Annotated in this window: 25 protein-coding genes; 5 read left to right on the top strand and 20 right to left on the bottom strand. The window is 68.6% G+C overall.

What is annotated here, in order from left to right; all coding sequences use genetic code 11:
- Positions 1-33 precede the first annotated feature (33 nt).
- Positions 34-1047 (top strand): LacI family DNA-binding transcriptional regulator, encoded by a 1014-nt coding sequence (locus ACSQ18_RS14605; RefSeq protein ID WP_436038144.1) that lies wholly within the window; start codon positions 34-36, stop codon positions 1045-1047.
- Positions 1048-1104: 57 nt separating this feature from the next.
- Here ACSQ18_RS14605 and ACSQ18_RS14610 read toward each other — a convergent pair whose 3' ends face one another.
- The 12 genes from ACSQ18_RS14610 to ACSQ18_RS14665 form a co-directional block, all read right to left on the bottom strand.
- The gene (locus ACSQ18_RS14610) at positions 1105-1992 is read right to left on the bottom strand and encodes a DUF6807 family protein (protein WP_436038146.1); all 888 of its coding nucleotides are present in this window, start codon (positions 1990-1992) and stop codon (positions 1105-1107) included.
- Positions 1985-3106 carry a Gfo/Idh/MocA family protein gene (locus tag ACSQ18_RS14615; RefSeq protein WP_436038148.1) on the bottom strand — a complete coding sequence of 374 codons (1122 nt, stop codon included), beginning with the start codon at positions 3104-3106 and terminating at the stop codon, positions 1985-1987. Before ACSQ18_RS14615 ends, ACSQ18_RS14610 begins: the two co-directional genes overlap by 8 nt.
- Before the next feature lie 8 nt (positions 3107-3114).
- The gene (locus ACSQ18_RS14620; RefSeq protein WP_144806575.1) at positions 3115-4038 is read right to left on the bottom strand and encodes a carbohydrate ABC transporter permease; all 924 of its coding nucleotides are present in this window, start codon (positions 4036-4038) and stop codon (positions 3115-3117) included.
- On the bottom strand, positions 4028-5032 hold the full coding sequence (locus ACSQ18_RS14625) for a carbohydrate ABC transporter permease (RefSeq protein ID WP_144806576.1): 1005 nt from the start codon (positions 5030-5032) through the stop codon (positions 4028-4030). The genes ACSQ18_RS14620 and ACSQ18_RS14625 overlap by 11 nt, the downstream gene beginning before the upstream one ends.
- 5 nt (positions 5033-5037) lie before the next feature.
- A complete protein-coding gene (locus ACSQ18_RS14630; RefSeq protein WP_436038150.1) occupies positions 5038-6318 on the bottom strand; it encodes an ABC transporter substrate-binding protein in 1281 nt (426 codons plus the stop codon).
- Between the two features lie 228 nt (positions 6319-6546).
- Entirely contained in the window at positions 6547-7794 is a 1248-nt protein-coding gene (locus ACSQ18_RS14635; protein ID WP_436038152.1) for an ROK family transcriptional regulator, read from the bottom strand.
- A 17-nt stretch (positions 7795-7811) separates the two neighbouring features.
- Positions 7812-9239 (bottom strand): glycoside hydrolase family 5 protein, encoded by a 1428-nt coding sequence (locus ACSQ18_RS14640; protein ID WP_436038154.1) that lies wholly within the window; start codon positions 9237-9239, stop codon positions 7812-7814.
- 14 nt (positions 9240-9253) lie between these two features.
- Positions 9254-10096 (bottom strand): carbohydrate ABC transporter permease, encoded by an 843-nt coding sequence (locus ACSQ18_RS14645; protein ID WP_436038156.1) that lies wholly within the window; start codon positions 10094-10096, stop codon positions 9254-9256.
- Positions 10083-10961 carry a carbohydrate ABC transporter permease gene (locus ACSQ18_RS14650; protein ID WP_301038554.1) on the bottom strand — a complete coding sequence of 293 codons (879 nt, stop codon included), beginning with the start codon at positions 10959-10961 and terminating at the stop codon, positions 10083-10085. The genes ACSQ18_RS14645 and ACSQ18_RS14650 overlap by 14 nt, the downstream gene beginning before the upstream one ends.
- Before the next feature lie 56 nt (positions 10962-11017).
- On the bottom strand, positions 11018-12265 hold the full coding sequence (locus ACSQ18_RS14655) for an extracellular solute-binding protein (RefSeq protein ID WP_436038159.1): 1248 nt from the start codon (positions 12263-12265) through the stop codon (positions 11018-11020).
- 135 nt (positions 12266-12400) lie between these two features.
- The gene (locus ACSQ18_RS14660; protein ID WP_436038160.1) at positions 12401-13270 is read right to left on the bottom strand and encodes an EamA family transporter; all 870 of its coding nucleotides are present in this window, start codon (positions 13268-13270) and stop codon (positions 12401-12403) included.
- The gene (locus ACSQ18_RS14665; RefSeq protein WP_436038162.1) at positions 13267-14523 is read right to left on the bottom strand and encodes a serine hydrolase domain-containing protein; all 1257 of its coding nucleotides are present in this window, start codon (positions 14521-14523) and stop codon (positions 13267-13269) included. The genes ACSQ18_RS14660 and ACSQ18_RS14665 overlap by 4 nt, the downstream gene beginning before the upstream one ends.
- Before the next feature lie 122 nt (positions 14524-14645).
- On the opposite strand from ACSQ18_RS14665, the gene ACSQ18_RS14670 reads away from it, so the two are divergent.
- On the top strand, positions 14646-14957 hold the full coding sequence (locus ACSQ18_RS14670) for a DUF2470 domain-containing protein (protein ID WP_436038163.1): 312 nt from the start codon (positions 14646-14648) through the stop codon (positions 14955-14957).
- Positions 14958-15586: 629 nt separating this feature from the next.
- Here the strand turns inward: ACSQ18_RS14670 and ACSQ18_RS14675 are convergent.
- The 3 genes from ACSQ18_RS14675 to ACSQ18_RS14685 all read right to left on the bottom strand — a co-directional run bounded on the left by ACSQ18_RS14675 (position 15587) and on the right by ACSQ18_RS14685 (position 17536).
- Entirely contained in the window at positions 15587-16327 is a 741-nt protein-coding gene (locus ACSQ18_RS14675) for a hypothetical protein (protein ID WP_436038165.1), read from the bottom strand.
- Between the two features lie 112 nt (positions 16328-16439).
- Positions 16440-16964, bottom strand: coding sequence for a hypothetical protein (locus tag ACSQ18_RS14680; RefSeq protein WP_436038166.1), 525 nt, complete (start codon positions 16962-16964; stop codon positions 16440-16442).
- Complete coding sequence (locus ACSQ18_RS14685) at positions 16964-17536, bottom strand: hypothetical protein (RefSeq protein ID WP_436038167.1); 573 nt, start codon at positions 17534-17536, stop codon at positions 16964-16966. The genes ACSQ18_RS14680 and ACSQ18_RS14685 overlap by 1 nt, the downstream gene beginning before the upstream one ends.
- A 301-nt stretch (positions 17537-17837) precedes the next feature.
- Here ACSQ18_RS14685 and ACSQ18_RS14690 point away from each other — a divergent pair, with 301 nt between their 5' ends.
- Entirely contained in the window at positions 17838-17993 is a 156-nt protein-coding gene (locus ACSQ18_RS14690) for a hypothetical protein (protein WP_436038168.1), read from the top strand.
- Here ACSQ18_RS14690 and ACSQ18_RS14695 read toward each other — a convergent pair.
- From ACSQ18_RS14695 to ACSQ18_RS14710, 4 genes are all read right to left on the bottom strand, one after another.
- Complete coding sequence (locus ACSQ18_RS14695; protein WP_436038169.1) at positions 17983-18180, bottom strand: hypothetical protein; 198 nt, start codon at positions 18178-18180, stop codon at positions 17983-17985. The two genes, ACSQ18_RS14690 and ACSQ18_RS14695, sit on opposite strands and share 11 nt — an antisense overlap.
- 143 nt (positions 18181-18323) lie before the next feature.
- The gene (locus ACSQ18_RS14700; protein ID WP_436038171.1) at positions 18324-18851 is read right to left on the bottom strand and encodes a hypothetical protein; all 528 of its coding nucleotides are present in this window, start codon (positions 18849-18851) and stop codon (positions 18324-18326) included.
- Positions 18852-19077: 226 nt separating this feature from the next.
- Positions 19078-19575 (bottom strand): hypothetical protein, encoded by a 498-nt coding sequence (locus ACSQ18_RS14705; RefSeq protein ID WP_436038173.1) that lies wholly within the window; start codon positions 19573-19575, stop codon positions 19078-19080.
- Entirely contained in the window at positions 19572-20741 is a 1170-nt protein-coding gene (locus tag ACSQ18_RS14710; RefSeq protein ID WP_436038174.1) for a hypothetical protein, read from the bottom strand. Before ACSQ18_RS14710 ends, ACSQ18_RS14705 begins: the two co-directional genes overlap by 4 nt.
- Positions 20742-21151: 410 nt before the next feature.
- Here ACSQ18_RS14710 and ACSQ18_RS14715 point away from each other — a divergent pair, with 410 nt between their 5' ends.
- Positions 21152-21352 carry a hypothetical protein gene (locus ACSQ18_RS14715; RefSeq protein WP_436038176.1) on the top strand — a complete coding sequence of 67 codons (201 nt, stop codon included), beginning with the start codon at positions 21152-21154 and terminating at the stop codon, positions 21350-21352.
- Between the two features lie 482 nt (positions 21353-21834).
- Positions 21835-22491 carry a heme oxygenase (biliverdin-producing) gene (locus tag ACSQ18_RS14720; protein ID WP_436038456.1) on the top strand — a complete coding sequence of 219 codons (657 nt, stop codon included), beginning with the start codon at positions 21835-21837 and terminating at the stop codon, positions 22489-22491.
- A gap of 29 nt (positions 22492-22520) precedes the next feature.
- Here the strand turns inward: ACSQ18_RS14720 and ACSQ18_RS14725 are convergent, their stop codons facing one another.
- Positions 22521-23906, bottom strand: coding sequence for an ATP-dependent DNA helicase (locus ACSQ18_RS14725; RefSeq protein ID WP_436038178.1), 1386 nt, complete (start codon positions 23904-23906; stop codon positions 22521-22523).

The raw sequence follows: 23906 nt of genomic DNA on the forward strand, positions 1-23906 counted from the left end.
CCGGTGGGGTGCGCAATCGATAGGATCGGCGGCATGGCCCGGCTCAGAGACGTCGCTGCGCGCGCGCAGGTGTCGGTGAGCGTCGCCTCCCGCGTGCTCAACAACGACGCGGAGGCCCGCATCAACCCGCAGACGCGGGAGCGGGTCCTCGCCGCCGCCGCCGAGCTGCAGTACGTCCCCGATCATCGCGCGCGCGCCCTCCGCCTTTCCCGCGCCGGAGCCATCGCGCTCATCGTGCCCGAAGTCAACAACGCGATCTTCTCGAGCCTCCACCAGGGCGTGCAGGGGGTCGTGCACGCCCGGAACTCGTCCGTCTTCCTCGCCCAGCTCGACGGCGAGTCGGCCGACGCCCACGCGCTGGCGGGAGTCGTGGGCAACGGACGCGTCGACGGGGTGATCCTGCAGCGCAACGAGCACCTCACCGACGGCGACCTCCTGGCCGCGACGCGCCTCGACGTGCCCGTCGTGCTCTTCAACACGCGACTCGAGGGCCACCTGGGCTCGGTCGCCCTCGACGACCGGCGTGCCGTCGCCATCGCGATCTCCCATCTGAGAGAACTCGGTCACGAGCGGATCGGCTTCATCGCCGGCGCGCCCCGGCACGATGCGGCGCTCCGACGCCTCGAGGGCTTCCGCCACGCGATGACCGCCGCCGACCTCCCCGTCCACGAGGAGTGGATCGTCCCCGCCGGCTGGGAGGCTCCCGCCGGCGCGACCGCCACGACCACGGTGCTCTCGCGCCCCGACCGTCCGACGGCGCTGGTCACCGCGAGCCTCAACGCCGCCATCGGAGCGCTGCGCGCCGCGCATGACGCCGGGGTGTCGGTGCCGTCGGAGCTCAGCATCGTGACGATTCAGGATGCCTGGATGGCGCAGTACACCGTCCCCACCCTCACCGCGGTGGCGATGCCGATGCTGCAGGCGGGAGCGCGCGCAGCGACCATGCTGCTCGATCACCTCGGCGGCGAGCCGCTGTCGGACGAGATGGTGTCCGACCCCGCCCCCGAGCTGATCGCGCGGGAATCGACGGCCGCACCGGGAGCATGAGCGCGACAGCGGTGTGACGCGCTCGGGGCCCGCCACGCTGCCGCTGCCTCGAGCGGGTCAGCCGGCCAGCACGTCCGTCAGCAGGTCGGCGTCGACAGAACCGTCGAACACCGCGATCCGGTGCGAGAAGGCGAGCTCGCCGCCGGCGGGCGCCGTCAGCCCTTCGTCGTAGGCGACCGCGAAGCCCGCGAGCGAGAACGGGTCGAACCGGTACAGCCACCGCTGCTCACCGGCGCTCGGGCCCGGTCCGTAGTGCATCCCGACGGTCACCGCCTCGCCCGCAGCGGTGCGTCCGTCGATGACGAACGTCGAGCCGGCGGCGCCGGAGGCCGTCACGGAGTATCCGTCGGCGGTCAGCGCTGCCGCCGTGAACCCCTCGGCGAAGCGCAGGAACCAGCCGCCATAGCCGCCGTCGACACGGCCGCGCTGGGCGGGCGTCTCCAGGGGCAGATCGGCGTCGCCCGGGTTGTGGAGCACCGTGTCGAGCTGCAGCATCCACCCGGTCGTCGCGCCCACGGTGACCGCGGTCATGCGGTGGCGGCGCTCCTCGACCAGGAGGAGTTCGGCGTCGTGGCCGCGCCACTCCAGCCGGTGCGCGAACTCGCCGTTCGCCTCGTCGGCATCCCGCCATTCGCCGTGCGCGATCCAGCCCTGGTCTTCGACGACCTCGTAGCCTCGCTCCGGACCGAAGTACGTGCCCCCGCCCCAGAGGTTGTGCGCGCCGACCCGCGGGAAGGCGAACGAGAGCCCGTGATGCCAGGGGTGGTCGTCCGGGGCGAAGCCCGTCACCACGATGCCCGCCGGCGTGCGCACGGGATGCAGGTACGGCTTGGGCGTGTTCAGGGCCGGGATGCCGGGATCGGCCACGCGGTAGCGCGCGATCTCACGGTCGTCGTAGCTCAGCACGCGGTCGTCGCCGTCGTGCGCGATGCGGATCTCAGACATGCGCGTTCACCCCCGCCCGCGACGGCCCGGCGGCATCCAATGCCTCGTAGAACGGATCCCCGGCGGCGATGTCGCCGCGGGCGATCGGCATCCCCACCGCCGAACTCTTGTAGAGCGCGGTCAAGAACTCGAGCGTACCCCGCGCGTCGGCGGCGGTGACCTCCGGCACCCGCCCCTCCCGCCACGCCGCGATCATCGCGCGCAGCTGTGAGCGGTGGGCGTTGACCTCCAGCAGAGGCTCGGGCTCGGGCCACTCCGAGGAGACCACGGTCTGACCCTCCTCGTCGACGCGTCGCAGCGACCACTCGTCGACCTGGGGCAGGTAGAGCGTGTCGAGATCCAGCGTGGCGCGCTCGGCGATCACCTGCAGGCGGGTCTCCTGCTTGCTGCTCAGCACGGTCGACAGCAGCGTCGCGATCGCGCCGGAGTCGAAGCGCACGACGGCCGCCGAGGCATCCTCGACCTCGATCGGGCGGGCGAGGGTGTCGGCGATGCCGGACACGGTGCGCCAGTCGCCTCCCATGAGCCACAGGAGCAGGTCGACCGCGTGGTAGGCCTGCGTCGTGGTGGCTCCGGCGAACTCGGTGGCGAACTTGCCCCGCCACGGGATGTCCCAATACTCCGGCCCCCGGTACCACGTGGTGTGCGCCACGCCGATGAGGGGGCGGCCCCATCGGCCGTCGGCGAGCGCGGCGCGCGCCTGCTGCGACCCGCCCGCGTACCGGAACTGCGAGACGCTGACCGTCCACTGTCCGGTCTCGCGCTCGGCGGCGATGATGCGGTCGGCGCTGGCGAGCGACCCCGTCAGCGGCTTCTCGCAGTACACCCAGGCCCCGGCGCGCATCGCCTGGATCGACAGGGGCTCGTGCAGATGCGGCGGCGTCGCGACGATCACGATGTCGGGGCGCTGCTCGGCCTGCATGACGGCCATGTCGCCGTAGAGGTTGCGGCATCCGAATCGTTCGCCCGCCTCGGCGCGGCGAGTCTCGTCGAGGTCGACGATGGCGACGAGCTCGGCCTCCTCCGACAGCGAAACGACCGCCGGCAGGTGGGCTGCCGCTCCGATGCCGCCGGCGCCGACGACGGCGATACGGGCGAGGGAATGAGGGGACATGCGAAGGATCAGCCTTTCAGACCTGTGGTCGCGATTCCGGAGGTGAGGTACTTCTGCCCGGCCAGGAAGAAGCCGAACAGCGGGCCCAGGGAGAGCACCGCCATGGCGAACATCGGTCCCCACGCGCTTTCGCCACTGGCATCCAGGAACGCGTTGAGGCCGAGCGGAACGGTGTACATCCGCGGGTCCTGGAGGTACAGCAGCGGGGTGAGGAAGTCGTTCCAGGTCCAGATGAAGGTGAAGATGGCGGTCGTGGCGAGAGCGGGCAGCGTGAGCGGCAGGATGATGCGCCAGTACGTCTGCCACGGGCCGGCGCCGTCGATCATCGCGGCCTGATCGAGCTCACGCGGCAGCCCGCGCAGGAACTGGACCATCAGAAAGATGAAGAAGGCGTCGACGGCGAGGAACTTCGGAACGACGAGCGGGAGGAACGAGTTCACCCAGCCGAGGTTCGAGAAGAGGATGTACTGCGGCACGAGGAGCACGTGGGTGGGCAGCATGAGCGTCGCGAGCATCGCGGCGAAGAAGAACTTGCGACCGCGGAACTCCAGGCGGGCGAAGGCGTAGCCGGCCAGCGAGCACGCGAACATGTTGCCGACGACCGAGAGCCCCGACACGATCGTGGAATTCAGGAAGTAGGTGCCGAAGCCGACACCCGACCCCTGCCACCCCTGCCGATAGTTGTCGAACGTCACCGGGTTAGGGAACGGGTTCACCTCCGAGAAGATGAACTCGCTCTCCTTGAACGACGCGCCGAGCATCCAGATCAGCGGGTAGAGCATGAGCAGGCCGAACCCGACGAGCATGAGGTGGGCGAGCGGCCGCGGGCGCGGCGGACGGATGCTGCCGTCGGCGTTGCGGCGTGCGCGTCCCGTGCCGGAGCGACGTCGTCGTCCGGTGGCGGTGATCAGAGCGGCGGTCTCAGTCGTCATAGTGCACCCAGTACTTGGACAGCCAGAAGTTCACGGCCGTCACGATCGCGATGAAGAAGAACAGGACCCAGGCCATGGCGCTCGCGTACCCCATCTCGAAGTTCGCGAAGCCCTTCTGGTACAGGTACAGCGTGTAGAACAGCGTCGAGTTGACCGGCCCGCCCGTGCCGCCGGAGACGACGTACGCGGGGGTGAAGGCCTGGAATGCCCCGATCAGCTGGAGCACCAGGTTGAACAGCACGACGGGCGTGAGCATGGGCAGCGTGATGTGCCAGAACGCGCTCCACTTCGAGACGCCGTCGACCGCGGCCGCCTCGTACAGGTACTCGGGCACCTGCCGCAACGCTGCGAGGAAGATGACCATCGGCGAGCCGAACGTCCAGACGTTGAGGATGATGAGCGTGCCGAGTGCGGTGTCGGGGTTGCCGATCCAGCTCTCCCCGACGATGCCGAACCAGTCCAGCACCTGATTCACGAGGCCGTTGCGGCCGAACATCTGGCGCCACAGCACGGCGATCGCGACGCTCGCGCCGATGAGGGACGGCAGGTAGTAGATCGAGCGATAGATCGCGAGACCGCGCAGGCCGCGGTTGAGAAGGACCGCGAGCAGCAGCGCGAAGGCGAGCTGCAGCGGCACCGACACGAACACGTACACGAGGGTGACGCGCACCGACTCGAGGTACTTCGGGTCGGAGGTGAACAGCTCGATGTAGTTGTCGATCCCCACCCACTCCGCCGATCCGAGCAGGTTGAAGTCGGTGAAGGACAGGTAGAACGAATACAGCATCGGGCCGAGCGTGATGACGAAGAAGCCGATCAACCACGGCAGGAGGAAGAGGTAGGGGGCGATCTTGTTGCGTCGGACGGCCCGACGCAGCGAGACCGAGCGAGCGGGTGCGGGCCCCGAGGAGGCCCGCACCCGGCCCCTCCCCGGGCGCGCTCCGCCGTCGCCGGCGGACGTTGCGCGCTCCGAGGTAGTGGCGTTGCTCTTCATCGTGGTCAGCCGAGCTCCGACTCGGCGGCCGCGAGGAACTGCGTCGCGGCCTCGCTGACGCTCAGCTGGCCGAACTGCACCTGCTGGGCGTACTCGCTGAACAGCGTGTTGACCGCGGCCGATCCGATCGGTGCGGGCACCGGCGCGGGCGAGCCGTCGGCGCGCACCGCTTCGAAGATGTCGGCGGCCTCAGCCGACGGACCCTCCAGACCGGTCGTCGCGGGGCCGAAGACGTCGGCGTTGGACGGGAATCCGCGGTCGGTGCCGAGGATCTCGTTGGCCTCCTCGCTGTTGAGGAGGAAGTCCACGAGACGGGCGGCCGCCTCGGGATGCTTCGACTGGCTCGAGACGGTGAGGTTCATCGCCGAGCGCAGGTACTGGCCCGGGTCGGGGCTCTCTCCCGGCATCCGCGAGATCGACAGCTCCGACGGGGTGCTGTCGGCGACCGACTGGAACTGGTTCGTGAACAGGAACGTCGAGGTCACGACACCCTGCACGACGGCATCGTAGGGCGTGCCGAGGTACTCGGTCGACACGTCGGGGCTCGGCACCGCGCCGGCGTCGCGGAGGTCTGCCCAGTACTGCCAGAACGACTCGAGCGTCTCCTGGGTGAAGCCGATGCCGTCGGCGGTGAGGAACTCCTCGCCGCGCTGCTTGGCCCACACCTCGAAGATCTGGTAGCTGTGCGAGAGGTCGGTCGTGCCCCACACCTTGCCGTCGCTGGCCTTCGCGATCGCGGCCGAGTAGGCGCCGAGGTCGTCCCACGTGTAGCCCTCGGCGGGGGTCTCCACACCGAGCTCGGCCGACTTCGTCTCGTCGAAGAAGTAGGCGTGGGTCGTGGATCCGAACGTGAGGGCGGAGAGCTCGCCGCCGACGGTCGTCATGTCGACGACGTCCTGCGGCCATCCCTCCAGGCTCAGCAGGTCTTCGTCGACGGCCTTGTTCAGGTCGTACAGCTGGCCGCGGTCGGCGAACTCGACGAGCACCTCGTTGTACAGCTGGATGACGTCGGGCGAGTTGCCGCCGGCGTACTGGGTGGTGATCTTGTCGAGGTAGCCGTCGAAGCCGCCGAAGTCGCGGACGACGGTGATGTCGTCGTTGGCCGCTTCGAACGCGTCGAGGGCTGCGTTGGTCAGCTCGTGGCGGGCGTCGCCGCCCCACCAGGTGAAGCGGATCTCGACGGGCCCCTCTTCGGCTGCGGGCTCCGAGGAGCACCCCGCGAGGCCGATCACCAGAGCGGCCGCGGCCACCCCGGCGATGGTGAGTGTCTTGCGTCGTGTGAACACTGTGTCTTCCTTCTCTTCATTGAGAGTTGCTGAACTCTGGCGTCGTCGCGTCACGGGTACGACGCGTCAGGGGCGCAGTGCGATCGGACAACGAGCAGACTCTTTTGCACAATCGATTTCACTACCGCTTGAAGCATCACTATAGAAGTTGCCAGAAGATCGGTCAACGCCATATTCCGACAAGTGCGCAATCGAATGCGTAAAGTCGTCCGCGGCGCACGCCGCGCGTCATCCGACGGTGCGGGCGTCGATCGCCTCATCCACCGCGCGTCCCTGCGCGATGAGCTGCTCGATCGGCATGAGTGCCGAACCGAGGGCCACGGTGTCTCCGCCGAACGTCGCGGGCACCAGATCGAACTGATCGGCCAGTCGGCGCAGGCTCCGCGCGCGGGTCGCGGCGAGCACGGCATCCGTCCGGCGCTCCATGAGCCGCAGCCCCACCCAGCCGCCGACCACGATGCGCTGCGGGTTGACGAGATTCACCATGCTCCCGAGGGCCGCACCGAGCGCGTCGATCGCGCCGTCGACGACACGGGATGCCACGGGGTCGCCCCCGTCGGCAGCGTCGAGGAGCGCGCCGAGTGCGGTCCAGCCGCTCCCCTCGAACACGCCGCCCGCGGCCCGCCACGCACCGAGGATCGCATCGGCGCCGACGTACGCCTCGACGCAGCCGCGGTCGCCGCAGCGGCACGGTTCGCCGTCGAAGCGGATCTTCGTGTGCCCCCACTCGGTCGCACTGCTGAAGGCACCGTGCGCGAGCTCGCCGTCGTTGACGACACCGAGACCGACGCCGCGGCCGAGGAGCGCGACGAGCGCGTGCGCCGTCCCCCGCGCGGCCCCGAACCACAGCTCCGCCCGCGCCTGCGTCTTCGCACCGTTCTCCGCGAACACCGGAAGATCGCCCGCGAGGTCGGTGGGGATGCCGTGAGGCTCCCACCCCAGCGACTGCGCGAAGAGCGTCTGCGTGCCGTCGGGCGAGGTCTCGACGACGCCGGGAAGCCCGAGGCCGATGCCCAGCACGCGGGGCCAGCGGTCGGCGTTGCGCTCGCGGAGCGCGGCGATCGCTTCTCGCAGGTCGCGGTGGATGTCCTCGGGGGTCTCCTGGTGGGCACCGCCGCGGAACTCCCGGTCCACGAGGTTCAGGCCCAGGTCGAAGAGCTCGACCGCGACACCCCGCTCGCCGACGTCGGCGCCGACGGCGTACGCACCGTCGCGGCGCGGACCGATGATCGCGATCGGGCGGCCGCCGCGCGAAGCCCGGCTCCCGTTCTCGGCGACGAGCCCGGCCGCCATGAGTTCGGTGACGATGTTGGCCACGGCTGCCGTCGACAGCCCGCAGTGGCGCGCCACGTCGGCGCGCGTCGTCTCGCGCTCGCGGATGATGAACTGCAGCGCCGCCGAGCGGTTGCGGTGACGCAGATCGGTGACCGTCAGCGACTCCGCCGCCGCGAGGTGCCGGCCTCCGGGTGCGCTCATCCTCCGAAGGTATCCGGTCACGGGCGCACGGTCACGGTATGCACGACGATCCGCGCGGATGCCGTCAGGGTGAGGGCCTCCCCGTCCCACCGCACGGTCAGCGCGGCGGGGTCGTCGGCATCCACCGTCCACGACGACGGTTCCGCCGCGAACGCGAAGCGCATGACCTCGCCGGGGTCGAGGATGCTGCCTGCGACCTCGTCCGCGGCGTAGTCGGCACCCGAGGGGCGATCCCACACGGCATCCGGGATCGGTTCGGCGGCGGTCTCGGCGATAGGGCGCTCGTCGGCCCGCGCACCTGCCCAGCCGGGGAGGATGAGCGCGGGGCGGGCGAACAGCGCATCGAGCACGGGCGTGCGGACGGCGCAGCGCTCCGCACCCACGGCGTCGAGATACTCAGCGAGTATGCGCCACGCGGCATGCGGCTCCACGTCGGCGGTAGGCTCGGCGATCAGCGACCACTCCTCGGGCGCGGATGCCGACAGCGGCGAGGTCTGCGTATCGAGCTTCTTCCAGGGCCAGAAGTTCCAGCCGATGCCGTGCCGTTCGTACAGTCGCGTCGCGGCATACACCCAGGCGGGGGTGTTCTCGCCACCCTCGCCCATGTAGATCGGAGTCGTGAGAGCGTCGCGCGCCGCGAGGTACGGGGCGATGCTCGTGCGGTCGGGCGGGCACCAGTACCGGTGGAACTGCAGCACCTGATTCGCGTCGAACCGTTCCGCCAGCGGCTCCCAGTTCGTCGCCCAGTGGCTCCCCTCGTACATGAGGAGGTGCCGGTCGTCGATCGCGCGGATGGCATCCGTCAGGTCGCGGTACAGCACGACGAGATCGTCGCCGTAGCGGTGCTGCCACTCGTGGGGCAGCGGCTCGTTCAGGAGGTCGTAGCCGAGCACCGTCTCCTCATCGCGGTAGCGACGGGCCAGCTCCTCCCACAGCGCGATCGTCAGATCGCGATAGCCCGCGTGCATGAACAGCTCCGGCATCCCCCGGGGGGAGTCGTCGATGTTGGTGCCGGTCTGTCCGCCCGGGGCGCCGTGCAGGTCGAGGAGCACCCGCAGCCCGTGGCGGCGGCCGGCGGCGATCGCCCGGTCGACGAGCGCGAACCCGTCTTCGAGGAAGCGACCCTCCTCGTCCTGCAGCACCCGCGCGTTCAACGGCAGCCGCACGTGGTCGAAACCCTGTCCCGCGATGAGGGCGAAGTCGTGCTCGGCGACGAAGCGATCCTGGAACCGGCGCCAGAACTCGGCGGCGCGCTCGGCGCCGACGAGCGACGCGAACCGCGCCTCGATCTGCCGGGGCGAGGCGAGGCCGTCGCCGAAGCGCCACATGTAGCCCTCGGGCAGCAGCCAGTTGCCGAGTCCCACGCCCCGCAGCAGGAGCGGACCCTGGTCGTCGATCAGGCGCGCGCCGTCGGCGCGGACGAATCCGGAGCGGGTCGTGCTCATCAGTTCGGTGTCCTTCACTTGAGTCCGGAGAGGGCGAAGCCCTGCACGATGTAGCGCTGGAAGATGACGAAGACGACGAGGATCGGCACGACCATCAGCGTCGAGGCCGCCATCTGCAGAGCCGGGTTCGTGGCGATCTGCTGGTTGAGGAGCGAGAGACCGACCGACAGGGTGTACAGCCGCTGATCGTTGGCGATGATGAGCGGCCACAGGAAGCTGTTCCACCCGGCGATGAAGGTGAGCACCACCTGCACGGCGAGGATGGGCCCCGACATCGGCAGAACGATCCGCAGGAAGATGCGCCACTCCCCCGCGCCGTCCATGCGGGCCGCCTCGATGACCTCGTCCGGGATCGTCGTCATGAACTGACGGAAGAGGAACACGCTGAAACCCGACACGAGCATCGGCAGGGCGATGCCGATGAGGGTGTTCGTGAGGTCGAGCCCGTTGAGGATCAGGTAGCTCGGGATCATCGTGACCTGCCCGGGGATCATCATGGTCACGAGCACCAGGAAGAAGAGCGCGTCGCGCCCCGGGAACGAGAACTTCGCGAACCCGTACCCCGCTGCCGCCATCAGCAGCAGGCCGACCATGCAGATCGCGACGATCAGCAGGGTGTTCACGAGGTAGCGGCCGAAGTCGAGCTTCACGAACAGCTCGACGAAGTACTCGAAGGTCGGCTCCTGCGGGAGCAGCTGCGGCGGGTAGGCGACCGATTCGCTCCGCGGCTTCACCGAGCCGAAGATCATCCACAGGAACGGGAAGGCGGTCAGGATCGCCCCCACGGCGAGCACGGCGCCGATGACGATCACGCCCGGGCGGACGCGTCGGCGGCGACGGATCTCAGTAGTCGACATCGGCCCTCCTCGCGCGCAGCTGCACGACCGTGATGACCGCGATGACGACGAACAGCACGACCGATCCCGCCGAGGCGTAGCCGAACTGACTCGCCGAGAAGCCCTTCTGATACAGGAACAGCGAGATGGAGGTCGAGGCGCCGAGCGGTCCGCCCTTGGTCAGCACGAAGGGCTCGTCGAAGAACTGCAGCCACGCGATGATCGTCGTGATCGTCACGAAGAAGAGGGCGAAGCGCAGGAGCGGGAGCACGATCGACACGGTCTGCCGCAGCCGGGAGGCTCCGTCGATGGATGCCGCCTCGAGGTACTCCCGCGGCACGCCCTGGAGGGCCGCGAGCAGGATGATGACGTTCAGTCCGATGCCGCGCCACACCGCGACCCAGACCACGGAGAACTTCACGACGACCGGGTCGGAGAGCCACGGCACGGGCGGCAGGCCCACGAGCGAGAGCAGATGGTTGAAGAGGCCGAACTGCGTGTTGAAGAGATACCCCCACACGAGGGCGACCGCGACGATCGCGGTGATCGCCGGGACGAAGTAGAACGAGCGGAGCGCCCGGAAGAACCGGCTCTGGGAGCTGTTGAGGCCGAGCGCGATGAGCAGCGACAGCCCGACGACGCTCGGCACCCCGACGATCGCGAAGAGGGCGGTGTTGCCCATCGCCTGCCAGAAGGCGCGATCGGCGAAGAGCGCGGCGTAGTTGTCGGTGCCGATGAAGCGGATGCGGCTCCAGTCGCCGAGCCCGGCGAGGTTCATGTCGGTGAGGCTGACGATCATCGCGACGGCGATGGGCAGCACGCCGAACGTGATCAGCAGCAGCATCGCCGGCGTGATGAAGGCGTAGCCGGTCAGTCGTGGTCTCATCGTTCTCCCGGGAAGACGGGGCGCGACCCGGTGGCCGCGCCCCGTCGGACGGTGGGTCAGTTGACCGAGGTGCCGGACGTCGTCTGGAACAGGGCGTCGAGCGTCTGGTCGCGGTCGGCGCCCGTCAGCACGATGCTGTTGAGCGCGTCCAGGAGGGCCTTGCCCGTCTCGCCGTCCCAGTTCGGAACCAGCGGCAGCAGGCGCGCGTCGGCGAGCTGCTGGGTGTACACCTCGACCATCGGGTCGGCGGCGAGCGCCGGGTCGCTGAGGGCGTCCTTGACCGTCGGCAGCTGACCGTCGCTCTCGAACCAGGCCACCTGCGTCTCGGGCGTGGAGAGGTAGTCGAGCAGGTCGAGCGCACCGTCGGTGTTGTCGCTCGAACCCCACACGCCGAGGTTCGATCCGGCCAGCAGCGACGTGCCGGCCGCGCCGGTCGGGAGGGTGGTGACGGTCCACTTGCCGTCGAGTTCGGGGGCGGCATCCGCGATGGCTCCGGCGAGGTACGGCCCGCTCACGAGCATCGGGGCGACACCCGAGACGAAGCCCTGCGTCTGGTCGAAGTCGCTGTTGGTGGGCACGCTGCCGTCGGCGTACAGGCCGGTGTACAGGTCGACCGCCCGCTGGAACTCGGGGGTGTCGAAGTCGATCATGCCGTCGGCGTCGACGATCTCGCCGCCCTGGTCCCACGTCATGACGACCGGCAGCGCGCTGTCCCACTGGGGGATGTAGTAGCCGTACTGGCCGTCGCCGCGACCGGCGAGCGTCTTCGCGTCGGCACGGAGCTCGTCCCACGTCGCGGGCGGTGCGTCGATGCCCGCCTCGCCGAGGATGTCGGTGCGGGTGAACAGCACGCGGGTGTCGGACACCCACGGGAGCGAGACGACGCTGCCGCCGATCGCCGTGGCATCCCCGGCCACGCCGTCGATGAAGTTCTCCGCCGCGAGGTGGGGGTGGTCGGCGAGGGTGTCGGCGTCGAGTTCGAGGAGCGCACCGCTGTCTGCGAAGGTGCGGAGCTTGGAGACGCCGATCTGGATGATGTCGGGTCCGTCGCCGCTGGCGACGGCGGTCGTGAACTTCTGGTCGATCGCGTCCCACGGCACGGCGACGGTCTCGACGGCGATGCCCGTCTCCTCCTCGAAGGGGGCGACGAGGGCGTCGAAGTTCGCGGAGCTGTCGCCCATGATCCACACCGTCAGATCGCCCGGGGCGGCGCTCTCCTCGGCGGTGGGAGTGGGGGTGCAGCCGGCGAGGACGAGGGCGCCGACCGCGAGCAACGCGGGCGCCGTGATGCGGGTGCTCTTCATTGAGGTTTCCTTCCCAGAAGGTTCGTACGTCCGCGGCGATGCCGACGTACACGCTGTGCGGGCTCGGTGCCCACCGTCAGTGTGGCGCTTATTCTTCGACTTTGTCAAGCCCAAAGAATAAGTCGGATGCCAACGCTACCCGACGGGCTCTGCCGCCTCCCGCACCCGCCGTCCCGCCGCGCGCACCGCCCCGACGGATGCCGCGATCACGAGCCCCATCCCGACGATCTCGAGGAGGGTGAGGCGTTGTCCGAGCAGGACGAAGCCGGCGACCGCGGCCGTCGCGGGCGCGAGGCTCATGAGGATCGCGAAGGCCGACGCCGGCAGGCGCCGCAGCGCGAGCAGCTCGAGCGCGTATGGGATCGTCGAACTCAGGACCGCGACGGCGGCGCCGAGCGCCAGCAGATCGAGGCGGAGGAGCGCCTCCCCCGCGTTCGCGATCCCGAACGGCAGCGACAGCACCGCGCCGACGGTCATCGCGAACGCGAGTCCGTCGAGCCGCGGAAACGCAGCGCCCACCCGCGCGGATGCCAGGATGTACAGCGCCCAGCTGACCGCCGCCCCGAGCGCGAACACGACGCCGAGCAGGTCGAGCCGGTCGCAGCCCCCTCCGCCCAGCGCCACGACGCCCGCGAGCGCCAGCGCGGCCCAGAGCCACGCGGAGGCGCGGCGACTCGCGATCACCGAGAGCATGAGCGGCCCCAGCACCTCGATCGTCACCGCGACGCCCAGGTCGAGGCGCTGGAGCGCGAGGTAGAAGCAGGCGTTCATGACGGCCAGCACGGTGCCGAACCGCAGCACCGCCCGCCAGTCGGCGCGCGCGTAGCCGCGCCACCCCGGGCGCGCGATCGCCAGCAGGATCGCGGCCGAGAAGACGAGCCGCAGCATCACCATCCCGAGCGGACCCGCCTGCGGGAAGAGCTGGAAGGCGAGGGCGGCGCCCACCTCCTGGCACGCGAGCCCGACGACGACGAACGCGACCGCGGAGGTCGCCCTCGCGTTCACGGCAGGGGGCAGATGGCGCTGTCGACGATCGCCTCGCCGAACGTCGCGGCCTCCCACGGGAGGCCGCCGGCCTCCGGCGCGGTCTCTCCCGACGCGGCGGGAGCCTTGGATGCCACGGCGGCGAGCTGCCACGCAAGCTGCCGGGCGACGGTGCCGCTCGCGCGCGAATTGTTCAGCACGACGGCGACCGAGAGGCCCGTCTCGGTGTCGGCGTACGCGGCCGTCAGGTACCCGGGTACGGAGCCGGAGTTGCCGAGGAGCGAACCCGCCTGGAACGCTCCGCCCTTCGCGGTGAACCACGATGGTGCGCTCCCCGAGATCGGCAAAGGATCGGCGAACCGCTCGTCGGTGTCGTACGAGCGCACCCCGAGCGCCACCGCCTGGATGTAGTCGCTGAGCTCGTCGATATCGGACACCGCACCGCCGGCAGTGAAGCCGGTCGTCGGCGACATCGACGTCAGGTCGGTGGGGGCGGCGCAGTTCGTGGCGCCCTTCGCGGTGCCCGAGCGAAGGCCGTTGAGCCAGCCGTCAGAGCCCCTCGTCGTCTGCGGGAGGCTGCTGCCGTCCATCTCCAGGGGCGCGAAGACGTACTCCTCGAAGAGCTCGGCCGCGGTCTGGTGCGAGGCGCGCTCGAGAGCGAGCGCGAGCAGCAGGTAGCCGGTGTCGGAGTCCTTGTACGCGGCGCCGGGCTCGCCGTCGACCCCCTTCGCCACACCGTAGGCCACGAGCTCCTTCGCGCTCCATTTGCGGGTGGGGTTGGCGTACCAGCGGCTGGCGACCTCGTCGGCGTAGGTGCTCAGGCCACTCGAGCTGTCGCAGAGCTCGCCGAGGGTGACCTCAGCGAGCGAGGGGAACCCGCTGAGCCACTCGCCCAGGGCGTCGTCGATCGAGACGATGCCGCGATCGGCCATCCCGTACAGCACGTCGCACGTCATCGTCCGGGTGACCGGGCCGATGCGGAACTTCATGTCGGTGGTCACCGCCGGGCCCTCGGGCGTGGTCGTTCCGAGCGCCTTGGTCCACACTCCCGACCACGGCGCGCGCACCTCGACGATGGCGCCGGTCGATCCCGTCGCGGCCATCGCCGTCTCCACGGCCGCCTGAAGCCGCTCCTGCATGTCGCCGGGAAGGTCGCCCTCCGCCTGGGCGATGGGCTCGCGTTCGATCGAGGCACCCGGAGCGCAGGCCGTGAGGCCCAGAACGGCGACGGTCAGCGCTGCGAGCAGACGATGTCGACGATGACTGCTCGGCATCCGTGACCCCCCGATTCGTATCGGATTCCAGCCTACGTCATGGCTTCCCGCGGCCCCGGGTCGGCGCCCCGCGGGGGGCGGCTCGCCCGGATCGGATGCCGAGGATATGCGACAGTGTCCCCATGACCCACGTCTTCGACGACGCCGCGCTGCGCGGCGTGCTCGGCCACATGAACAACGATCACATCGACGACAATGTGCTCATCGCGCGCGCCTTCTCGACGGTGCCCGACGTCGTCGCGGCCGAGATGACCGGGTTCGACGGCGACGGCGGCCAGTGGCGGGTCGTGACGGCCTCCGGGGACGACGACACCGTGCGCATTCCGTGGCCTGGCGGGGCCATCACGGAGCGACACGAGGTGCGGCGCGAGATCGTGGCGCTCTACGACCTCGCGTGCGCGCGCCTCGGCGTGACTCCGCGCCCTCACGAGTGACAGGACCGCCGCGACAAACCTTCGGCGTGGCCGCGCTGTGGGATGCGGACCTGCGCACCGCCGCGCCAGCCAACCCCCGCCGCGACAAGTGGGCGATTGAAAGAACCCCAGACGATCCTGCACACGCCGGCCGAGGTAAGGAGGACCGCTTGAGCGCGCTCAGTCCTCGCCAGATGTCGACGTGCGGCTGATCCTCGGCGACAAGAAGTACGCGCGACTCCGGAAGGCGATCGGCTCGACGGGACTCGCGTTCCTCGGCCCCGCTATCGGCGAGTACCTTCCCACGCGAAAGGGCCTGCCGATCGACTTCCAGATCCAACACAGACCGCCGCGAACCACCACCATCCGAGCGGGATGCGGAACCCGCTCGGACTGCGCACGCTCGCGAACTACAGGGGGGACGCCCCCATCAAACTCAAGAGGAGAGGCGCGGCATGAGCGATATGAAGATGTGGGCCACGGTGCAGCAGGCCGCGCTGCTCGTGGGACGAGACAAGTGACAGATCCATCGGTGGATCAGCGCGCACCGACTTGCGACTCGCGTCAACTCCAACGGCATGACCGAGGCGCTCTCGAGGCCGTGCTGAGAGTCGAGTCGGAGGTCAAGCAAGGACGTCCCCGCAGCTCCGTCAGCCACCGCCGCCGGTGATGGACAGGATGTTCGCGGTCGTCCCTATAGCACCCTCCGCAACACGGCCGCCGAAGCTCACGTACGGCGCGACCCGCTTCGCGGCGGCGAGCAACTTCCGCCCCGCGGTCCGCGTATCCGCCGCCTTACTCAAGGTCTCGGCCAACATCGTCATCACGCCGATCAACTCGTGGACGCGGGCAATCAGGTCTGCCTCGCCGAATATCGCAGACTCCTGTATCACCCGCCTGCACGACGAGATCAGCTCGAACACATACCGCCGCTCGACGAAGGACAGGGGGATGTCATCCGACTCGAGCATCTCGACGATCTCGTCGAGGGCCGACAGGCTGGAGTCTGTGCGCGCCGGCGACATCGACACCGCGATGCCGCTCGTATCGATCAGATCAGCGAACGCGCGCAGCAGATCGATCGACGCGGAGTTGATGATGACCTTCGCGGTTTGAGCGCCTCCAGCCCAGTCGACGTCCGGGGCGAAAACTCCCTCAGCCCATTTCGGGAAAGCTCGTCGATAGTGCAAGACGTCCTTCCCCGAACGCTCGAAAGCATCGAGAAACTCAGATACCCGAGCCAAGCGGCTGGCGTAATCGATCTGATTTGCCCACCCGACCACCTGATCGTGTTGAGCGCTCACCCCACGCAGATCCCGCATTGACTGTCGAGCGGTGACCTGTTTGACGTCGTCCAGGTAGTCCGCGAGTTCACGTGCAGGGTTCCCCATGCGGCGAGAGTAGCGGCGGGCCGACACGCCGATGAGAACGACGTGCGGATATTCGTCAAAGCCGTCACGATTGGACGGCTTTGGCGGACTCTGCCCACGACGAAGCCGGGTGCTAAAGGGTGATGTGGAGCGACCGCCAGTCACCCTGGCCGTTGTCTTCGTACCGGTACCGAATCGTCATCTTCTCCGGGCCGGGCCCGGAAACGCGCAACACCGCGAACTCGAACGAGTCGCCGAACTCGTAGCGCCCATCAGGGTGGTTGGTCTCGATATGCACAAGCCCCTTAGTCCTCTCCGGCTGCACGGTGATGGACTCGACAATGATCAACCGCTTGGACGTGTTGGTGGCCCGGTACATCGAGCCACCCGCGGGGCCAACGCTCCAGTCATCCGGTCGCGACTTCTCCCGCTCGATCTCGTTCGCTTCCTCCTGAGCCTCCGCTTGCCGAATGAAGGCCGCGTTGGCCTCAGTCGCGAGTCGCACGCTCTCGTCACGCGCCTCCCGCGCCTCGTTGCGTGCCTCCTGCGCGTCCCGCCGGCTCTCCGTCGCGGCCCGCGCCTGCACGAACGTGAACACGGCCGCCGCCACTGCCGCGCAGGCACCGACCAGCGTCACCCACAACGTCGCGGCATCCATCAGTTCTCCCAAAGCTCTTCAGCGGCATGCTTCGCAGCGAGTGACTCCTCGGCGCGGAGATTGCTGGAGGCTTGTGAGAAAGCTCGCTCGGCGTCCACGAGCGCGGCGCCCGCCGCACCCAGGGGCGGAATGTGGCTCGTGCGAGCCGTTCCAGTACCGGGCACGTAGAACTGCCAGTCGGAGGGCCCCTCCCACTCGCGGTTGGCGTGGCTGCTCGGCCAATACCCTCGCCCGTGGAACAGCGCACCGAACGCAAGACGCGCGCGTTCTACGGACTTCCACACGACATCCGCCGACTCCCCCGGGACGGCCTTGAGTTCGCGCCCCCAGTCCTCCAGAGCCTTCCGGTGCCACTCCGCGAGCGCCGCCAGATCTGCGCGCAGAGCAGGGACACCATCCCCCAGCGCGACGGTCACCTCCGGCTGCTTCATCGCAGTGAACTTACCCTCGGCCAGCATCGACTCACGCAGGTGCTCGCCCTGCGCCCCCGCCCACTCCGCCCAAGCCTTGAGCAGCGCCGCCCGAGCCTGTTCGACCTCAGCACGCGCACTCTCGATCTCATCCTGTGCCATCGCCAACACTCTCCTCACTCCAGTCAGATGCACCCCCGAGAATGCCACGCACTGCCGACGACGCGCCCACCATTCCGCCCCAGCCGCGCCCATCGCGCACACGCTGACACCGGGATCGAGTCCCTGAAGCGGAGGTGAACCCGCACATGGCCGCAGTGTTCGACCAGGCGCTCGCGCGTGAGTTGCACGGCCAGGAGCTCGACGGGCTCATCTTCCGGGGCCGAGGCGGACGTCCGGCCGTCGACGTGGTGGCGGAGTTCCCCTAGGTGTCGCAGGTCGACCCGAAAAGGAGATCCGGATCGTGTCACTCCTGGACGCGGCATCCGCGATCACCACGGAGACGAAGGTCCGGCGCGCGAATCCCGACTGGGACGCCGAGCGGGTCGCGCGTGAAGTCGCGGGTATTCAGACGGAGCGCGGAATGCCGGCGCCCGACCCGGCAGAGCTCACAGGCTGAGCCCGAGCAACAGTCGAAGCGCGTTGATCGTCTCGTCGTCGGTGACGAGCTGCCCGAAACGGTCGCGTGCTGAGTCGAACCAGGATGCCCCGATCGTCCCGTTCGCGATTAGCTGGTGCTTCACGGCGCACCTGTACGGGTCACCGCGGTAGGTGACGGTCTTGATCTCGATTCGCTGATTCTTCATGGCCTCAGCGTACGAACCGTTCGCGGCGCCCGTGCCCATGTCCGCTGAAGGCGAGCATGGGAGAGGCTTCCCGCTGTCCGGCCACGCGAGTTCGGGCGGAGCTTGCGATCCTAGCGACCGACCCCGAGACCTTCACCGGCTGATCAGCGCCACACACCTTCGAGGGACTGGGGCGTCCCGAGCGGTGTGACCCAGGTCACCTCCCACTCGATCCGAGGAAAGCCGCCTTGACCCTTGTAGGGCGGGAACTCGAAGACGACGTGCCCTTCGCTGGGGACTTGGTCGGCCTTCTCGGTCCGGAGCTTGCCGATGGCTCGGACCCTCACCTTCACGTTGAGCGCCGGGTCTTCTCCGTGGTTGTAGAGCCGGAACTCGCCCTGCGCGGATACCCACGTCGGCTCCCAGTGGACGTCGTTGACCTCGATCTTCCGCGCTTCGCTGGCCGCGACGATGTCGCGAGCTTCTCGCGCGATCGCGTTGGCTTCCGTGAGCGCCGTCGCCGCGGACTCCTGCGCGGTCACAGCCTTCTTCCGCGCTTCCTCTGCAGCCTTACTGGCTGTCTCCGCGGCATCTCTCCTGCGACCGGCTTCTATCGCCTGCCACCACGCGATGGCCGCGGCTCCTGCGGAGACGACGAAGGTGCCGATGCTCAAGGGCAGCGCTGGGTCCATGAGCGAACTGTATCGACTTCCCGGCCTCCCGGCCGGGTTGGCCCCACGCACACGGGGCACCACTACTACCCGACGGCCGAGCGTCGTCGCTGACCGCCCAGGGGTACTCCGGCCCCATGCAGAGGGTCGCGCGCGCCCGAGAGACGAAGTGCGTACGAGCGGGTGCCAGATCCCTCAACCCTGCCGGCTGGTAAGCGATGACCTCGGGCCGAGTCAGCCCACCCGCTCACTCATTGCAGTTCTTCTGCACCTCGAAAGCGACGAAGTTTTGATTCTCGTATGTTTTCCCGTCGATCTCGTAGGTGACGATGAATCCGTCGGCCGTATGCGTACCATCACCCGTTGGGGCGACTACGAGAGCGAACGATTGTTCGCCCCCAGGCTCAATGAGCGCCCCTGCCACCTCCTCGCGCTGATCCCAGGTTTTGATCTTGGGAGGATAACCAGCAGCCCCGATGTATCCGTCATCGGGGGGAAGAATGTACGACGCTTCAAGACTGAGGCCCTGCGGCTCCGCTAGTCGAAGTGCGGTCAGTTTCGCGGGCGCTGTCCCAGGTATGGAAAAGACGTCGCCGAACGTGACCTTCTCCCCCCCGGAACTCATGCAGGTCTCCCACTCGTCGGGGCCACCAAGATTCATCGGTCCGGCCGCCGGTGCGACGGCGCAGCCACTCGTGATCACCGCGATGGCGATGACTGCGCTCGCCGCACCGATCCGTCTCACGGCTTCACCACAAGCGTTCCCGAACTGTTGCCACCTGGAGTGCCGGTGGTCCCGCAGAGGGTCGCTGCGCTAGTGAAGTCGATGAATATCTTGGTGTTCGACGAGTAGTTGGATTGCGCGTTTACGTCGATCCCGATGGCCGGGCCGAGATCTACGCCGCCTGTGAAGGTGCTAGCGGTTCCGTTCGTCTTTTCCTTGTCAGACCCGGCCTCGTACTGAGCGCACAACCCGACGGTGCTCGGGGTGCCGGACAGGCTTACCGAGCTTGTTCCTCCGATGAAATTGACAGCACGCACCATTTCCTCTTGCCCGCACCTGCGCTTGAAGTTGAAGTACTCCCATTGCGTGCGCCACCTGCGGCTGGCATTGCCCGTGAGGAGCGGAAAGCCGTCAGTGCTATCTACTGTGACCGTCGACGTCCCGGATGCACGCCAAGCTCCGGCGGAGCCACCCATTCTCACAGCGATGCCCAACTTGGACTCCGAATTCGTTCGGTAGGTGAACTTGGCTGTGATGCCCGTCTTCTTTACGTAGGCCGCACCCACTGCAACCCACTTTGCGCCTGCGGAGTCCCGCTTCCTCCAACCACAGGAACTGAATTTGAGAGGGTCCGGGGCGAGGGTCGCGTCGCCTGTGCTGTTGGCGTGAGTATCGGTGGATGCACTCATCGTGAACGTGCCGAGGGATGTGGAGAGAGTCGCGGCGCTTGCCTCCGCGGAACGAGCGTTCGGGTTGCTGGGGACAGGCGTCGATTCGAGAAATTGCGACGACTGGTATCCATCGGCGAAGACAACCACCTCAAAGTCAACGAAACCTTCAGCCGACGCGTAGGGGTAAAGGCTTGTCACACTAGGCGTGAGTTTGAACGAGCCGCTGGAGGACGTTCGATCCACGGCGACAACCTTCGTGGGAACATCTGCGTCGTACGCCAACCCCGATAGGACGGCGTTGCTCGGCCACGCGATCAGTTCCACTCTGGCGTTGGGAAACGCCGCACCAGCTACATTTTTCGCGGTTCCGATGAACTGTGCCGTCCCCGGCAGCGTGCTCGAGTACTGCAAGCCCGTTACCTCGTCAACATTCGGATCGGTCGCCGATGCCGTCAATGGTGAAGCGACTAGTCCCGCCGCGAGTACCAAGGCCCCCACTGTTTTGAATCGGCGCATGATCGCCTCCGTATTGTCCGCCGCCGATGGCGCTCCGTTGCGATCAGTCAGCGTTATCGTGAGTCTGACCCAGACACGCCGCCACCGTCCAGGAAAACATTCACGCTCGCCCGCAGATCCGGGCGACGCTCATCGCCCGGGAGAGGCGTCAACGCGACTGGACGCCGCGAAGGGCGCCCATGACAACTGTTCCGAGCTCGAGTCGGACCTGCGCCCGTCCGAACCCCCACAGACCCCCATCGCGACCGTGACGGACCACTGCCCGCAAGACGTCCGGTGCGCCCGCGGGTGACCCCGAACCCGTCCCGGTGGCGGAGAAGGAGCATCCCCATGTCCACGATCAGCATCAGCGCGCTGGGCCCCGGTTTCCCGCCGGCCCGGGACCGACCGTTCCTGCGGTTCTTCGCCCGGTGACGGAGCCCGGAGGTGGCGACCCCGCATCGACCGACCCCGCACCCGCACCTGCGCCTGCGGAACCGGCACCGGCCGACCCGCCCGCGGAACCTGCTGCGCCCCCGGCCGAACCGGCCGAGCTCGCGCAGCCGCCCGCCGGGGACGAGACGTTCTCCAAGGAGTACGTCGAGAAGCTGCGCCGTGAGGCCGCGAGCTAGCGGGAGAAGGCGAAGACCGACGCGGCAGCCGCCGCTGAGGCCGTCAAGACCGAGCTCGCGCAGTCGATCGACAAGGCCCTCGGGCTGGTCAAGGACGACACCCCGCCAGACCCGACCGTGCTCGTCGAGCGCGCCGAGAACGAGCGGAACCAGGTAATCGAGCGGGGCAAACACCCGCCTCACGGTGGGCGCTATCGCGAAGCAGGTGCTCGCCACCCTCTACGAGTCGACGTTCCTCGGCCCGCTGGTCCACGTGGACTACGGCTCGGAACGGCATCCAGCTGCAGGACGCGACCGAGGGCTCCGTGCCCGTCATGCTCGACAAGATCGCGGACGTCTCGTTCGCGGTCACCGACGAGGACATGTCGCTGAAGATCGAGGGCTTCGACGAGCAGCTGCTCTCGCCCGCCCCCGCACTAGTGACAGGACCTCCGCGAGAAACCTTCAGGTTAGCTGTACCTAACTTCCGCTATGCTCGTGCCATGCCCGAGCTGATCCCGTTCTCCACGGCGCTCCGCGAGCGCTCGTCCTCCGCCCACGCCGGCAGCGAGCACGCCGGATTCATGGCCGACCTCATGCGCGGCCAGGGCACGCGCGATGACTACATCGCCCTCGTCGTGCAGCACTGGTTCATCTACGACGCGCTCGAAGCGGCCGCCGAACGGATGAAGGCCGACCCGGTCGCCGCGACGTTCATCAGCGACAAGCTCACCCGCCTCCCCGCGCTCGAGGCCGACCTCCAATTCCTGATCGGCGCCGACTGGCGCGACCGCGTCGAGCCGCTGCCGACCACCCGTCGCTACGTCGATCGCATCCGTCAGGTCGCCGCCACGTGGGCCGGGGGCTTCGTGGCCCACCACTACACCCGCTACCTCGGCGACCTCTCGGGCGGGCAGTTCATCGGCCGGCTCATGGCGCGGCAGTTCGGCTTCGAGACGAACGGCATCGGCTTCTACCTCTTCGCCGACATCGCCGACCCCAAAGCCTTCAAGGAGGTGTACCGCGAGCAGCTCGACGCCGCCCCATGGGACGCCGCCGAGCAGGAGCGCGTGATCGACGAGGTCCTCGTCGCGTACCAGTTCAACACCGACCTGTTCACCGACCTCGCGGCCGCGAAGTCGGCAGCCGCCACGGCCTGACGCCGCGACACCGCGCGCGGGCGCCGGTGTCAGCCGGCGCGCTCGGCGGCGCGCACGCCGGCCATGAACCGCCGCACGTCGGCATCCACGAGGATGTCGCTCGGGCGCAGCGGACGGCTGAGGTACAGGCCGTCGAGGCTCGTGAGACGCGAGAGCGCCACGTACGTCTGCCCCGGGGCGAACGCCCCCGAGCCGAGGTCGATGACGGCGCGATCGTACGTCTTACCCTGCGACTTGTGGATGGTGACGGCCCACGCCAGCCGTAACGGGAACTGGGTGAACTCGGCCACGATGTCGCGGGTGAGCTTGCGGATGCCCGGGTCGTACGCGTAGCGGAAACGCTCCCAGACGGTCGGCTCGACGTCGTGCTCCTCGCCGTCGAGCTCGACGCGGACGGTGCCGCCCGCGATGCGCGTGACGGTGCCGATCGAGCCGTTGACCCAGCGCGGCCCCTCTTTCCCGCCGAGGTCGTTGCGCAGGAACATCACCTGCGCCCCCACCTTCAGCTGCAGCTCGACATCGGCGGGGTAGGCCTCGCCCCGACCGAAGTCGCCGCTCACGTCGGCGCGCGCCGTCTGCACCGGCCCCGTCAGGGCGTCGAGGTGGCGCTGGTTGATGCGGTTCACGATGTCGTTGCGCGTCGCGAGGGTGATGATCGGCGGCTCGCCGTCGACGGGTTCCGGCACGGGGCGCGCCCCCGCCGCGTTCAGCATCCCCGCGATCTCCGCCGTCACCACCCCGTGCCGCACGGCGTTGAGCATCGCCTTGAACCCGTCGTCGGACTGCCGGTGGATCTCCCGCAGCTCCTTGATGTGGAGCGGCGCCCCGACGCGGCCGAGATCGAGCAGACCGTCGGAGCGGATGGCGCCGGCGTCGGCGCGCGGTCCTGCCCACACCTGCGCGTCGAAGAACCAGAACGATCGGTAGTGGTCGTTGATGTACTTGAGCTCGTCGCCGCGCGGCGGCACCGGCGACAGTTGGTACGGATCGCCGAACATGACGATCTGCACCCCGCCGAACGGTTCGGACCGGCGACGACGCGCCTGGCGGAGCGAGCGGTCGATGGCATCCATGAGGTCGGCGTTGACCATCGAGACCTCGTCGATGACGAGCGTGTCGATCGCGTTCATGATCTTCCGCGCGGGCTCGGACTGCTCCAGCTCACTGTCGGCGATGAGGCCGATCGGCAGTCGGAAGAGCGAGTGGATCGTCTGCCCCTCGACGTTGAGGGCCGCAACGCCCGTCGGCGCGCACACGGCGATCTGCTTGTGCGTGTTCCACGCGAGGTGCTGCAGAAGCGTGGATTTTCCGGTGCCCGCCCGGCCCGTGACGAACACGTGCTCGCGCGTGTCCTCGATCAGGCGGAAGAGCTCCTCCTGCTCGGCGGACAGGGCGGGGATGCTCACCGGGTCCAT

The organism is Microbacterium sp. LjRoot45 (genome assembly GCF_964253325.1).
In the GTDB taxonomy this organism is placed as follows: domain Bacteria; phylum Actinomycetota; class Actinomycetes; order Actinomycetales; family Microbacteriaceae; genus Microbacterium.

What these genes read in the sequence shown, in the direction of transcription:
- ACSQ18_RS14605 (WP_436038144.1), top strand. Translation starts at nt 34, where the DNA reads ATGGCCCGGCTCAGAGACGTCGCTGCGCGCGCGCAGGTGTCGGTGAGC.
- ACSQ18_RS14610 (WP_436038146.1), bottom strand. Translation starts at nt 1,992, where the DNA reads ATGTCTGAGATCCGCATCGCGCACGACGGCGACGACCGCGTGCTGAGC.
- ACSQ18_RS14615 (WP_436038148.1), bottom strand. Translation starts at nt 3,106, where the DNA reads ATGTCCCCTCATTCCCTCGCCCGTATCGCCGTCGTCGGCGCCGGCGGC.
- ACSQ18_RS14620 (WP_144806575.1), bottom strand. Translation starts at nt 4,038, where the DNA reads ATGACGACTGAGACCGCCGCTCTGATCACCGCCACCGGACGACGACGT.
- ACSQ18_RS14625 (WP_144806576.1), bottom strand. Translation starts at nt 5,032, where the DNA reads ATGAAGAGCAACGCCACTACCTCGGAGCGCGCAACGTCCGCCGGCGAC.
- ACSQ18_RS14635 (WP_436038152.1), bottom strand. Translation starts at nt 7,794, where the DNA reads ATGAGCGCACCCGGAGGCCGGCACCTCGCGGCGGCGGAGTCGCTGACG.
- ACSQ18_RS14640 (WP_436038154.1), bottom strand. Translation starts at nt 9,239, where the DNA reads ATGAGCACGACCCGCTCCGGATTCGTCCGCGCCGACGGCGCGCGCCTG.
- ACSQ18_RS14645 (WP_436038156.1), bottom strand. Translation starts at nt 10,096, where the DNA reads ATGTCGACTACTGAGATCCGTCGCCGCCGACGCGTCCGCCCGGGCGTG.
- ACSQ18_RS14650 (WP_301038554.1), bottom strand. Translation starts at nt 10,961, where the DNA reads ATGAGACCACGACTGACCGGCTACGCCTTCATCACGCCGGCGATGCTG.
- ACSQ18_RS14655 (WP_436038159.1), bottom strand. Translation starts at nt 12,265, where the DNA reads ATGAAGAGCACCCGCATCACGGCGCCCGCGTTGCTCGCGGTCGGCGCC.
- ACSQ18_RS14665 (WP_436038162.1), bottom strand. Translation starts at nt 14,523, where the DNA reads ATGCCGAGCAGTCATCGTCGACATCGTCTGCTCGCAGCGCTGACCGTC.
- ACSQ18_RS14670 (WP_436038163.1), top strand. Translation starts at nt 14,646, where the DNA reads ATGACCCACGTCTTCGACGACGCCGCGCTGCGCGGCGTGCTCGGCCAC.
- ACSQ18_RS14675 (WP_436038165.1), bottom strand. Translation starts at nt 16,327, where the DNA reads ATGGGGAACCCTGCACGTGAACTCGCGGACTACCTGGACGACGTCAAA.
- ACSQ18_RS14680 (WP_436038166.1), bottom strand. Translation starts at nt 16,964, where the DNA reads ATGGATGCCGCGACGTTGTGGGTGACGCTGGTCGGTGCCTGCGCGGCA.
- ACSQ18_RS14685 (WP_436038167.1), bottom strand. Translation starts at nt 17,536, where the DNA reads ATGGCACAGGATGAGATCGAGAGTGCGCGTGCTGAGGTCGAACAGGCT.
- ACSQ18_RS14695 (WP_436038169.1), bottom strand. Translation starts at nt 18,180, where the DNA reads ATGAAGAATCAGCGAATCGAGATCAAGACCGTCACCTACCGCGGTGAC.
- ACSQ18_RS14700 (WP_436038171.1), bottom strand. Translation starts at nt 18,851, where the DNA reads ATGGACCCAGCGCTGCCCTTGAGCATCGGCACCTTCGTCGTCTCCGCA.
- ACSQ18_RS14710 (WP_436038174.1), bottom strand. Translation starts at nt 20,741, where the DNA reads ATGCGCCGATTCAAAACAGTGGGGGCCTTGGTACTCGCGGCGGGACTA.
- ACSQ18_RS14720 (WP_436038456.1), top strand. Translation starts at nt 21,835, where the DNA reads ATGCCCGAGCTGATCCCGTTCTCCACGGCGCTCCGCGAGCGCTCGTCC.
- ACSQ18_RS14725 (WP_436038178.1), bottom strand. Translation starts at nt 23,906, where the DNA reads ATGGACCCGGTGAGCATCCCCGCCCTGTCCGCCGAGCAGGAGGAGCTC.